Source organism: Psychrobacter okhotskensis, assembly GCF_965638355.1.
Classification (GTDB): Bacteria; Pseudomonadota; Gammaproteobacteria; order Pseudomonadales; family Moraxellaceae; genus Psychrobacter; species Psychrobacter okhotskensis.
In genome coordinates, this window is sequence record NZ_OZ281822.1 from 770,095 (window position 1) to 782,075 (window position 11,981).

Consider the following 11,981-nt stretch of genomic DNA (forward strand, 5'->3'; position numbering starts at 1 on the left):
TTATAATCTATCTACCATTAACATAACGCTTATGTTAGTGACCATTTTACGATAATGGCTACTGCATAAGCGTTTACTATCCATGGCACGCCATGATTGAGGAAAAGGACTCTATTTATGAACGTTTATTATGATAAAGATTGCGATCTATCGATTATCCAAGGCAAAAAAGTTGCGATTATTGGTTACGGTTCACAAGGCCATGCACACGCACTTAACCTACAAGATTCAGACGTCGATGTGACTGTTGGTCTACGCGCGAACTCAAGCTCATGGAAAAAGGCGGAAAACGCTGGTCTAAAAGTTGCTGAAGTGGCTGATGCAGTTAAAGCTGCTGACGTGGTTATGATTTTGACCCCTGATGAGTTCCAAAAAGAGCTTTATAACAACGAGATTGAGCCTAACATCAAAGAAGGGGCTACGTTAGCTTTTGCTCATGGTTTCGCGATTCATTATAACCAAGTCGTTCCTCGCAGCGATCTTAACGTTATCATGGTTGCGCCTAAAGCACCTGGTCACACCGTTCGTAACGAATTCACCAAAGGCGGCGGTATTCCAGATTTGATCGCTATCTATCAAGATGCTTCAGGTCAAGCCAAGCAATTAGCTTTGTCTTACGCAGCTGGTGTTGGTGGTGGTCGTTCAGGTATCATCGAAACCACGTTCAAAGATGAAACTGAAACCGATCTATTTGGCGAGCAGGCCGTTCTTTGTGGTGGTGCTGTTGAACTAGTAAAAATGGGTTTTGAAACGCTAACAGAAGCGGGCTATGCGCCAGAAATGGCTTACTTTGAGTGTTTGCACGAGCTTAAGCTTATCGTAGACCTCATGTATGAAGGCGGTATCGCTGACATGAACTACTCAATCAGTAACAACGCTGAATATGGCGAATATGTGACTGGTCCTGAAGTCATCAATGAGCAATCACGTGAAGCTATGCGTAATGCGCTAAAACGCATCCAATCTGGCGAATACGCAAAAATGTTCATCAGTGAAGGCGCAACCAACTATCCATCAATGACGGCTCGTCGTCGTAACAACGCTGAGCATCAAATCGAAGTGACTGGTGCTAAACTGCGCGGCATGATGCCTTGGATTGGCGGCAACAAAATCATCGATAAAGACAAAAACTAAGTCAATACTTATGATGGTAAGGCTTAATAAGTCTTAACAGACCCCGTGTTATCAAGTGATAGCACGGGGTTTTTATTGCTATCAGTAGTGCGTGATGGTTCGATATTACCTTTCACTCATTATAGCGGTTGAAAACCAGTAACCCACACCCAATGTAGGCAAGCGTCGGTTCAGTTACATGACTATGTCGGTGACTATTTCTCTTCTTATTTTTTCCATAGATTACAGGTTGTATGTTGTGCAAATATCTTTTCCAGACTGGCTAACGCCGCAATTCGTGTATATTACTCTTAGTGCTGTCGTGGCTGTTTTAATTTGGATCGAAGGTGAGATGCTCAAAGGCACCGATGGCAAGCTGCCACAATCTAAGTTTTTTCAAATCAGCTCACTGCTAGACACTTCATGGTTTTTTATCTCTGTGGTAATGTTATATGTGATCGATCTAACGCCTTTGGCGGTTGCAGTGCCTGCCGCATACGGGATTTATACGGTGTTTGGCTGGGTCTATGGCACCAGATTGTTAAAGCGTAAAGGTATCCCAGACTCACCCAAAGATTTGGTCATACCAACTAAATATATCGCGTATAGCCAATCGTTTTCTTTAATATTTTTTGCCCTTTGCTTACTGGTGCTAACCTCGCCTTGGCTACCCTTGACCCAATAAATGTGCGCAAAAGATAGGGAGACTTAATTTTTATTATTAAATAGATGTCAAAAGAATATTAAAGTTGACAGTAATAAACAGGGTCTATATGAGATAACAAGCCATCAAAATATGGTGACAAAAGGTTATTGAAGGGTTCTTATATTGTTTACAAAACTCTGCAATTTAATATGTTGCAGTCAAAAAAAACTGTTATAATCAAGCTGTACTCAATGGATTTGAGGCAAAAAACATAAGCTATCTTCTTGATATATTATGAGTTTGAGCCGCCGCATTCAGCAAAAGATCTAGAGTATATATCAATTAATCGGTGATGACACACGTCTCGCCAACAGTTAAAGAGTCAGGAAAATTTATGTCAGATAAAGTTGAAGGCACTGTAAAGTGGTTTAATGAAGCTAAAGGTTTTGGTTTTATCGCTCAAGACAATGGCGGACAAGACGTATTCGCTCACTACAGCGCTATCCAAGGTGGCGGTTTCAAAACCCTAGCTGAAGGCCAAAAAGTATCTTTCATCTTAGGTGATGGCAAAAAAGGCCCACAAGCTGAGCAAATCGAAGCCATCTAATTTTAACGGCTGTTGAGTATCACTGTTAACAGTATTCTCGGCAATGTTAATCTTAATAAGATGTACAGATTTCTTTGTTTGTTAAAAAAATAAAAATACTGTTTAGACTTTAAAAAAAAGCAACCTCTCATCAGGTTGCTTTTTTTATACCATTTATTTCACATCGAAAATAATAGTCGTTAAATATTAGCAGTTTAAGCAGTCGATGATTCCAGATAATGTAACGTATTTACGTAATAAAAATGCAGGAAAGAGGGTATTTTATGAAGTGGCAGACATGGTTTTCAATTGAATGGCAGCAAGTATTGGGTATTTCATTATCAGCGCTTGGGTTTTATTTAGGCTTAATGCTATTTACACGATTAATGGGGCTACGAAGTTTTTCTAAGCTCTCGAGCCATGATTTTGCCATGACAGTTGGTATTGGTAGCATACTGGCCTCAACAGTATTGTCTGATAGTCCGTCTTTGTTACAAGGCTTGTTCGCCGTTGCTGTGCTATTTGTGATTCAAGGGGTTATCTCAATTATCAGACGTAAAGTCAAACCGTTGAAATCCTTGATTGACAATCAGGCCATCATATTAATGGCGCATGGGGAATATTTTTCGGATAATTTAAAAGAAGCAAACCTGAGCACCAGTGATGTGCAAGAAGTACTACGCAAAAATGGACTCAAATCTAAGAGCGAAGTCTTTGCAGTAATTATGGAAACAACAGGGGACATGAGTGTCATTAAAAATGATAACACCCCTCCTGACTGGTCGCTGTTTGATGATATTCGTGACAGTCATTTATTAATTAAGCCTGATAACAGCCTTTCATAAGATATTTTGGACGTAAAAAGCTTTAACGTGAGTAATAATAACAAAACGTTAAATAAATAAGGCGTTGATAATGCTATAAAGGGCAAAAGGTTAAGCACCTTATTAGGATAAAACCGTGAAATAATAGGTCTATAAACTATTTTTTTAATAATAGTGACAAATTTATGACGCATTATTCACGGCACTTCCTTGACCTTAAGGCGCTGCTCGCGCAAGATAGATAGGTCTGATAATAACGGTTGGCTTAGCTTTAACAGATTTGATGAGTAGAGAATAGCAGACCGATACCCTTTGGTATTGTTTTGGCATTCTTGAATATTAATTTGCTGTTGAGGCAGTAACGACCTTAAGTAGCATTTTGAACGACGATTTGAACCACAGTTTAAAAGATGAACCTTTGGTTCTTAACTGACAATTTTTTAATTCATAACATTAATAAACGAGGAACGTATGAAAGCATTAGTAGCGGTCAAGCGTGTCATTGATTATAACGTAAAAGTTCGTGTAAAAGCTGATAACTCTGGCGTGGATCTATCTAACACCAAGATGTCAATCAACCCTTTTGATGAAATTGCAGTAGAAGAAGCCGTTCGTCTAAAAGAAGCGGGTGTGATTGACGAAATCATTGTTGCGTCTATTGGTCCAAAAGAGTCACAAGAGCAAATCCGTGCAGCGCTAGCATTGGGTGCTGATCGTGGTGTTTTAGTATTGACTGACGCCAAGCCTTATCCACTGCAAATCGCTAAGATTCTGAAAAGCATTGCTGAGTCTGAATCTACAGATATTATCCTATTGGGTAAGCAAGCGATTGATGACGACAACAACCAAACTGGTCAGATGCTAGCCGCATTGATGGGTATTGGTCAGGGTACGTTTGCCTCAGAAGTGAAAGTTGAAGGCGATAAAGTCAACGTCACACGTGAAATCGATGGTGGTTTACAAACGCTTGCACTTGACTTGCCAGCGGTGATTACGACTGATTTGCGCTTGAATGAGCCACGTTATGCCAAACTGCCTAACATCATGAAAGCGAAGAAAAAGCCACTTGATGAAAAAACGCCAGCTGATTTTGGTGTTGATATGGCTTCTAAGCAAGAAATTATTAAAGTTGTGCCACCTGCTGAACGTAAAGCTGGTATTACAGTGAAGTCAGTTGATGAATTGGTCGATAAGCTAAGAAACGAAGCAAAAGTAATCTAGTACTTTGTTATAGCGTATTCTGCGTAAAACTATCATAACGCGGCTCACGTATTTAAAAGCTAAGCGTATGCATAATTTTATGAACAGATGACCACATGAATAGATGATACGAACAAATAAAGGATAAAAACAATGGCAATTTTGGTATATGCAGAACATGACAATGCCAGTCTAAAAAAGGCAACTTTAAACACTATCGCTGCTGCTAAACAAATGGGTAGTGATGTCCATGTATTGGTCGCCGGTAGTGGTGCGCAAGCAGTGGCTGATGAAGCAGCAAAAGCTGAAGGCGTGGCTAAAGTACTATTGGCTGACAATGCAGCTTATGAGCATCAATTGGCTGGTAACATAGCGCTATTGGTTGCTGATATTGCTGGTGATTACAGCCATATCATTGCACCTGCTACAACGACTGGCAAAAACTTCATGCCACGTGTTGCAGCATTACTTGATGTGAGCATGTTGTCAGAAATCTCTGCTGTCGTAGATGCGCAAACTTTTGAGCGTCCTATCTATGCAGGCAACGCAACAGCGACTGTTAAAACATCAGAAGATAAAGTGGTATTGACGGTACGTACGACCGCGTTTGATCCAGTCGCGAGCGAAGGTGGTTCAGCCACCGTCGAAACGATTGACAACGTGCAAGAGTCTGGTAAAGCAAGCTTTGTGAATGAAGAAATGGCGAAATCTGACCGTCCTGAATTGACCTCAGCAAGCATCGTTGTTTCTGGTGGCCGTGCATTGGCCAATGGCGAAAACTTCACCAAGTACATTGAGCCATTAGCGGACAAGTTAGGCGCAGCGGTTGGTGCATCACGTGCTGCTGTTGATGCAGGCTATGTACCAAACGATATGCAGGTCGGTCAAACGGGTAAAATCGTTGCACCAGATTTATATATCGCTGCTGGTATCTCAGGTGCTATTCAGCATTTGGCTGGTATGAAAGACTCTAAAATCATCGTTGCTATCAACAATGACCCAGAAGCGCCTATCGCAAGCGTTGCTGATTACTTCTTAGAAGCTGATTTGTTTACAGCGTTGCCTGAGCTGACCAGCAAGGTTTAATGATTTTTGCTGAACAGCCGATAATAGAGCGTTTCAAACTATTATTGATGGTTCGCTACGCTACTAATATACACTGATTTATAAAGCCCTCGACCAGTTTGGTTCGAGGGCTTTTTTTATAACTGCGTTAAAGTCTAAAAATCTTATCTAAACTTATCAATCTATGGCCAATATCTCGATATCATCTGCGCTATTTTCCTTGTTTGGTTGCTATTTTTTTCATTTTTCTCAGCATTTTTAAAATGAGGGCACGTTCTATTAGGAGATTGGTTTAGTTAAACAAACGAATGTGCGATACTATTATTTGTCTAAAACTTTCAGGGATAAGATTACAATGAGTAAACATGAACGCAATTTTACAGCTAGAACCCACTTGGCAACAGTGGATTGCAGAAAACATCGAGCGCGGCGTACCCCCTAATAAGATTATCAGTACTCTCTTTGAAAGAGGGTTTTACAGTGCTGCTTACGAGTTAATGTCACAACAGTCGGATGTTATCAATATTCCCTACATAGACATGACTCACAATTCGATAGAATTGCCAGATAAGACGGTCAAGTTGGCATCAACTTTTCATCCCCCTTTTGTGGCTGTCATAGAGAGTTTTTTGAGTCATCAAGAATGTGACCAACTTATAAAAAGCACTGAAGGTAAAATGAAGGAATCCAGAGTCGTCAGTCCTACTGATGGCACTTTTGCCGCGCATCATGCCAGAACCAGTCTAAGCTGCGGCTTTCAACGCAGCGCTACGCCTCTGATAACGACAATTGAGAATAGAATAGAGGCTTTATTACATTGGCCAGCCATTCGCGGTGAAGGTTTGCAAGTTTTACAGTATGGGAAAGGCGCTGAATATCGTCCACATTATGATTTTTTTGACCCTAATAATGAAAATTTTCAAAGAAATGTAGGTAAAGGAGGGCAACGAGTAGGTACTTTACTGATGTACCTATCTGATGTAGAAGCTGGGGGTGGTACCAGTTTTCCTAAAGTAAATCTTGAGGTGCGACCCAAAAAGGGCATGGCTTTATATTTTGCTAACACTAAGTTTGATGGTAGTGTTGAACCTTTAAGTCTGCACGCTGGTATGCCAGTGATAAAAGGTACAAAGTACTTGGCTACTAAGTGGTTACGTACTAACCCTTATATAGGCTAGTTTGTATTCGTATCAAGAACAGCATCAACGGACAGTTCTATCGGTAAAAGGGATAGAATATTGTTCTAAAACCAAAAAAATAGCTGGATAACCATATGTAGTTATTCAGCTATTTTTTGGTTAATATTTCTTCATACAATCAAAATTAAGGTTAACAGTACTTCCTTTGACGCAACGTCTCATATAGACATAATGAGCCTGCAATGGCGACATTGAGGCTTTCTTGACCATTAGGCTGTGGTAGAGCAATAGGGGTGGCACACTGCATCAGTTCATCACAAACGCCTTGTCCCTCATGACCCAGAATCCAAGCGATTGGTTCTTTTAAGTCATGTTGGTAAATTACTGTATCGGTATGTGAGCTGGTTGCTAATAGGGGTACTTGGACATAATCTAATATATCTTGCACGCTGAGACCTTCATAGATAGTTAGGGCAAACTGCGCACCCATACCTGCTCTTAGCGTCTTAGGAGACCATGCTTGTGCTGTGGCATCGGTACAGAGTATGTTCTTGATGCCAACTGCTGCTGCAGTGCGTAGTAAAGTACCAACATTACCACTATCCTGGACATCATTAAGGATCAGGCAATCATCATTAATTATCGTTAAGCCATGGATTGGTATATTGATAAGCGCCATGATGTCGATACCCGTACCCAAGCTACGAATACTCTCATATAGCGAGTCTGATAACGTTAAGATAGGCGTATAAGTCGGCAGACGAGTTAAAACCTGCTGAACCTCAGAGTTATTATGGGCAGATTCGGCTAGCAAAATTTGGGTAAACGGGTAGTCACTACGCAGAGCCGCATCAATGAGATGAATCCCTTCAATGACAGTCTGACCTTGTTTTTTACGCTGGCGTGCCTGCGCCAATAGTGCCTTTACCAGCTTGACCGTCGTATTCTTATCTGAGGTAATCAGCTCGGTGGGATTTGCTACCATAATGGATCGCTTAAAAAATATAGAGAATTTGAACCATCAGTATAAAACCATATAATTAATAAAGTTTGTACTGATGGCTATCAGATTGATTCGGCTAATTTATTGACCAGCATGCTTTACATGTAAGTCTTTAATGTAGGCCACTTCGTTTTTGCTACCAAGTACCACTGGGACACGCTGATGAATATCTGTCGGTTCAATATCCAGAATGCGATTAACCGCATCCGTTGCACCGCCACCCGCCCGCTCAATCAATAAACTCATCGGGTTAGCTTCGTACATTAAGCGCAATTTGCCTGCTTTATTGGCATACTTGGTGTCAAATGGATAAGTGAAGAGCCCACCGCGACATAAGATACGGTGCACGTCACCAACCATGGCGGCAACCCAGCGGGTATTGAAGTCGCGACCACGCACACCAGCTTCGCCAGCGATTAATTCATCGATATACTGCTGCATCGGTGCGCGCCAATAGCGATAGTTTGAGGCATTGATAGCATACTCACTGGTATCGGCATTGATTTGGACATTGTCTTCAATCAGTATATAGTCATTAGTATCGGGATCTAAGCTAAACATAACGACGTTATTTGCGATGGTCAGCGCTAGTACAGTGGAGGTGCCATATAATAAATAGCCAGCTGCTAGCTGCTGATTGCCCGCTTGTAAGAAGTCGCTATTTTCACTGAGTTGACCTTGGCGCTGGTAGGGGAGAATAGAGAAAATAGTGCCAACCGCCATATTAATATCGATATTTGATGAACCATCTAGAGGATCGAACAAGACCAAGAGGCTGCCATCGGCATTGGCGGGAGTCGCATCATCAAGCTCCTCTGAAGCAACCCCTGCGCAATGAGTATTTTTTGCCAAAGCATCTAACAATAAATCATTGGCCAATACGTCTAGCTTCTTTTGCTCTTCGCCTTGGACGTTTTGATTGCCGGCTTCACCCAAAATATCTGCTAACGCCCCTTTTCTAAGTAACTGCGAAATGGTTTTGCCAACGCCTGTGACCGTCGTAATGACGTCGTTCAGTGCAGGACTGTTCGCATTGGTGTTTAAATAATGTGCTAAGGTCGTCATGAGGCTTCCTAATAAATGGCATGAAAAATTGAGAAAAGATAAGCGTTAAAGGAATTTAACAGGTAGTACGAGCTACTCTCTGAACAAGTAAATCTTCAAATAGGTGGCATAGCGTCTTTGTCCTGACCACAAAATCAGCTACACTATCGCTATTATTATTTATTGATAGTTTTACAATGCTGGTTTTCTATTGTGGTGGGTACCGGTCTATGCCTATTATTTAATAGGGTAGCTGAGTGAGTTTTATATCGCTTATATGATTACAGTAAATTGTAGCAAATAAGCGTCTAAATGTCCCCGTATCTGTGCGTATCCGCTATAAATCAACAAACAAAGATGAATAAACCCGTTATTATTGACTCTATAAACCAACGATAAAGACTTGCCATTATGTCAAATTCTACTGATAGCAGTGCAGCCCATAGCATTTCACCGACAGATTATGCCAAATTCGATCCCGATACCATTCATCAAAAATTGAATACCTCATTGAGTCGTCCACAGCTTAATGTAGATGGTGGTATCCGGCATTTTTTGGGCGTGGAAGGGTTAAATAAAGCACAGTTACAGGCAATTATTGCCAAAGCTGAGACATTTTTTGATGATAATGGACAATTGATCAATCGTCCTGAGCTGGAAGGCTACACGGTGATGAATCTGTTTTTTGAGCCTTCCACTCGTACGCGTACGACCTTTGAAGTGGCTGAAAAACGTCTGGGTGCCAATGTGCTGAATATCGATATCGAGCGCTCTAGTACCAAAAAAGGCGAGAGCCTGCGCGATACCTTGTGGAATCTGCAAGCCATGACGGCGGATATCTTTGTCGTACGCCACTCTGCCTCAGGCGCTGCCCATTTTATGGCGACGGAAGTCACACCTGATATCGCTATCATCAATGGTGGCGATGGCTGGCACGCGCATCCAACCCAAGGGATGCTTGATATGCTCACCATTCACCGCGAAGCGCCGCGCCCCTTTGAAGCGCTGTCGGTTGCGATTGTTGGGGACATTAAGCACTCACGCGTCGCGCGCTCAGATATCAGTGCCTTGCAAACGTTAGGTGTCAAAGATATTCGTGTCTGTGCGCCACGTACTTTGTTGCCTAAAGGCATTGAGCGTTTTGGCGTACAAGTTTATGAAAATATGAATGAATGCGTGACCGACTGCGATGTCATTATGGGTTTGAGAATACAAAACGAGCGTATCGGCTCGCCGCTGCTAGCATCATCGAATGAATACTATAAGCACTATGGTATTACCCCAGAGCGTGTAGCTTTAGCCAAGCCTGATGCGTTGGTGATGCACCCAGGTCCGATGAATCGCGGTGTTGAGATTGCCTCTAGCGTTGCTGATGGTGCCCAATCTGTGATTCTAAAGCAGGTTAATAACGGTATTGCGATTCGTATGGCAGTATTGTCACTCGCGATGGAAGGTCAACGCGCTCATCAAGCAGCTGGTAAATAATAGCTGCTGCACTGTCTTATTCTCGCTTATTTCATTTTATTGATACGGTAATAACGCTCATGTCCACTATGCTTAATACTGATGCCCCGCTAATCGATCATCTTCCTGATACCTTTAAGGCATCACTTTCAAATACTGTGAAAGCCAAACTGGCCAGTCTTGAAGCTGGACGCGAGATGTGGTTGCTGCCACCGTTGGTTGACTTGTGCGCCCGTCTACGTGAACCAGGACAACAGCAACACGGCACGTTAGAGTCAGAAGGGCGTGCAGCCCGTGCCAATGGGTTTTTGCATGTGGTTATCCCACCCGATACCAATCCTATTTTAGAAAATGGCTCGCTCTTGAAAGGTTTGCGTGAGCGCGCGCTTGAAGATGGCGGTATTTATTTACATATCTTGGGTGCATTAACCGCAGGTTTGGAAGGAGAGCGTCCGTCCAATATTGCGGGACTCAAAAAAGGGGGCTGTATTGCCGTCTCTAATGCGCGCCGACCTTTTGCCAATGATTTGGTATTACTGCGTACCTTAGAATATGCCGCGACTTTTGGGATGAAGGTATTCTTTTATCCTGATGAACCAAGTCTCTCGGGAGATGGGGTAGCGCATGAGGGTTATATTGCCTCTTATCACGGACTACAAGGTATACCGTGGATTGCTGAAACCGTTGCCTTGTCTACACAGCTATTGATGGTAGAAGAAACGGGGATTGCTGCGCATTTTAGTCAATTGTCTTGCAAGTCTTCGATAGAGCTGATGCGCTGGGCGAAAGACAAAGGCTTGCCAGTGACTTGTGATGTAGCTATGCATCAGTTGTATTTAACCGATGACAATTTAGAAGGTTTTAATGCTCAAGCCTACGTGTTACCGCCACTACGCAGTAATACCGATCAGCAAGCTATCCGTCGCGGGCTCAAAGATGGCACTATTGATGCTATTTGTAGTCATCATGAACCTTTGAATAGTACTGCTAAAAAAGCACCGTTTGCCGATTGTACGCCTGGCATCTCAAACTTTGATACTTTTATGGCGCTGGCATGTCAACTGGTCAATGATGACGTACTTACTTTAGTGCAGCTAGTCGATAAAATCTGTCTGAACCCTGCAAAAATCGCTGGTATTAATACGCAATACGAAAATGCAGGCGGTGCCGTTTTGGTCGATCCGAATATTGAGTGGCAAGTCACGGCGCAATCAATGCTATCCAATGGTAAAAACACGCCATTCTTTAACCAGCAACTGCACGGGCGCGTCGTGGAGACGTTCTTTGGCTAATTTGCCCCAACGGGATGAGCCTTTAGAGCCATCCTCGAAGGGTAGCCGTCATGCAAGGCTCGGTCGGGATAATAGGCTACGCGGTGAATCTAGCGAGTCGATCAAAGCGGTGGCCGTCTATGAAGTGGCTAAAGGCATTGGCGCGCTACTCGGGGCAGGCGCGTTATGGCTATGGCATACCGACCTTGAGCGTTGGCTTGCCACCGCCACAGCAACCTGGCAGCAGAACTTTGGTCATCTTCTTGCACCGCAAGTAGAGAGTACGGTACGAATTGCCCAACAAGCCAGTAAAAACTGGCCTCTATTTTTATTACTGATATTTATTTATGCAGCGATACGCTTTATTGAGGCTTATGGCTTGTGGCAAGATAAAACATGGGCGTATTGGTTTAGTGTCATCGGTTATGGAATATTTATTCCCATAGAGTTATATTATCTGCTTGCTCGTCCGTTTGATTGGTTTAAACTGGCTATTTTTGTTTTAAATATTATCATCGTTATTGTGGTATACCGTAATATGAAGCAAAAAGGTCTAATATAAAGTTTTATAGTCAGAGCACTTTTAAACCTCTACAGTGTTACCCGTCCTAGATGTACTTAGTGTA

At 42.5% G+C, this 11,981-nt stretch carries 12 protein-coding genes; 10 read left to right on the forward strand and 2 right to left on the reverse strand.

Annotation, left to right across the window (positions count from 1 at the left end; genetic code table 11):
- The first annotated feature begins 117 nt into the window (after window positions 1-117).
- The 7 genes from ilvC to ACSUPM_RS03310 all read left to right on the forward strand — a co-directional run bounded on the left by ilvC (window position 118) and on the right by ACSUPM_RS03310 (window position 6,612).
- Window positions 118-1,134 (forward strand): ketol-acid reductoisomerase, encoded by a 1,017-nt coding sequence (ilvC, locus tag ACSUPM_RS03280; RefSeq protein WP_010196778.1) that lies wholly within the window; start codon window positions 118-120, stop codon window positions 1,132-1,134.
- A gap of 238 nt (window positions 1,135-1,372) precedes the next feature.
- The gene (locus ACSUPM_RS03285; protein ID WP_025652209.1) at window positions 1,373-1,798 is read left to right on the forward strand and encodes a hypothetical protein; all 426 of its coding nucleotides are present in this window, start codon (window positions 1,373-1,375) and stop codon (window positions 1,796-1,798) included.
- Window positions 1,799-2,153: 355 nt separating this feature from the next.
- Entirely contained in the window at window positions 2,154-2,366 is a 213-nt protein-coding gene (locus tag ACSUPM_RS03290) for a cold-shock protein (protein WP_010196799.1), read from the forward strand.
- A gap of 263 nt (window positions 2,367-2,629) precedes the next feature.
- Window positions 2,630-3,190: a DUF421 domain-containing protein gene (locus ACSUPM_RS03295; RefSeq protein WP_025652211.1), complete on the forward strand. Its 561-nt coding sequence runs from the start codon at window positions 2,630-2,632 to the stop codon at window positions 3,188-3,190.
- A 450-nt stretch (window positions 3,191-3,640) separates the two neighbouring features.
- Complete coding sequence (locus ACSUPM_RS03300; RefSeq protein ID WP_010196801.1) at window positions 3,641-4,390, forward strand: electron transfer flavoprotein subunit beta/FixA family protein; 750 nt, start codon at window positions 3,641-3,643, stop codon at window positions 4,388-4,390.
- Between the two features lie 132 nt (window positions 4,391-4,522).
- Entirely contained in the window at window positions 4,523-5,455 is a 933-nt protein-coding gene (locus tag ACSUPM_RS03305) for an electron transfer flavoprotein subunit alpha/FixB family protein (RefSeq protein ID WP_173240536.1), read from the forward strand.
- A gap of 344 nt (window positions 5,456-5,799) precedes the next feature.
- A complete protein-coding gene (locus ACSUPM_RS03310; RefSeq protein ID WP_201576889.1) occupies window positions 5,800-6,612 on the forward strand; it encodes a 2OG-Fe(II) oxygenase in 813 nt (270 codons plus the stop codon).
- 151 nt (window positions 6,613-6,763) lie between these two features.
- On the opposite strand, the gene ACSUPM_RS03315 is transcribed toward ACSUPM_RS03310, so the two are convergent.
- Window positions 6,764-7,558: a TrmH family RNA methyltransferase gene (locus tag ACSUPM_RS03315; protein WP_037025324.1), complete on the reverse strand. Its 795-nt coding sequence runs from the start codon at window positions 7,556-7,558 to the stop codon at window positions 6,764-6,766.
- 99 nt (window positions 7,559-7,657) lie between these two features.
- Window positions 7,658-8,641 carry a class 1 fructose-bisphosphatase gene (locus tag ACSUPM_RS03320; RefSeq protein ID WP_025652216.1) on the reverse strand — a complete coding sequence of 328 codons (984 nt, stop codon included), beginning with the start codon at window positions 8,639-8,641 and terminating at the stop codon, window positions 7,658-7,660.
- A gap of 390 nt (window positions 8,642-9,031) precedes the next feature.
- Between ACSUPM_RS03320 and ACSUPM_RS03325 the strand changes: the two genes are divergently transcribed.
- Genes ACSUPM_RS03325 through ACSUPM_RS03335 form a run of 3 tightly spaced genes read left to right on the forward strand, consistent with a single transcriptional unit; the run spans window position 9,032 to window position 11,917 of the window.
- Complete coding sequence (locus ACSUPM_RS03325) at window positions 9,032-10,105, forward strand: aspartate carbamoyltransferase catalytic subunit (protein ID WP_025652217.1); 1,074 nt, start codon at window positions 9,032-9,034, stop codon at window positions 10,103-10,105.
- Between the two features lie 59 nt (window positions 10,106-10,164).
- On the forward strand, window positions 10,165-11,376 hold the full coding sequence (locus ACSUPM_RS03330; protein ID WP_025652218.1) for a dihydroorotase: 1,212 nt from the start codon (window positions 10,165-10,167) through the stop codon (window positions 11,374-11,376).
- The gene (locus tag ACSUPM_RS03335) at window positions 11,369-11,917 is read left to right on the forward strand and encodes a DUF2127 domain-containing protein (protein WP_101212081.1); all 549 of its coding nucleotides are present in this window, start codon (window positions 11,369-11,371) and stop codon (window positions 11,915-11,917) included. Before ACSUPM_RS03330 ends, ACSUPM_RS03335 begins: the two co-directional genes overlap by 8 nt.
- The last annotated feature ends 64 nt before the right edge of the window (window positions 11,918-11,981 follow it).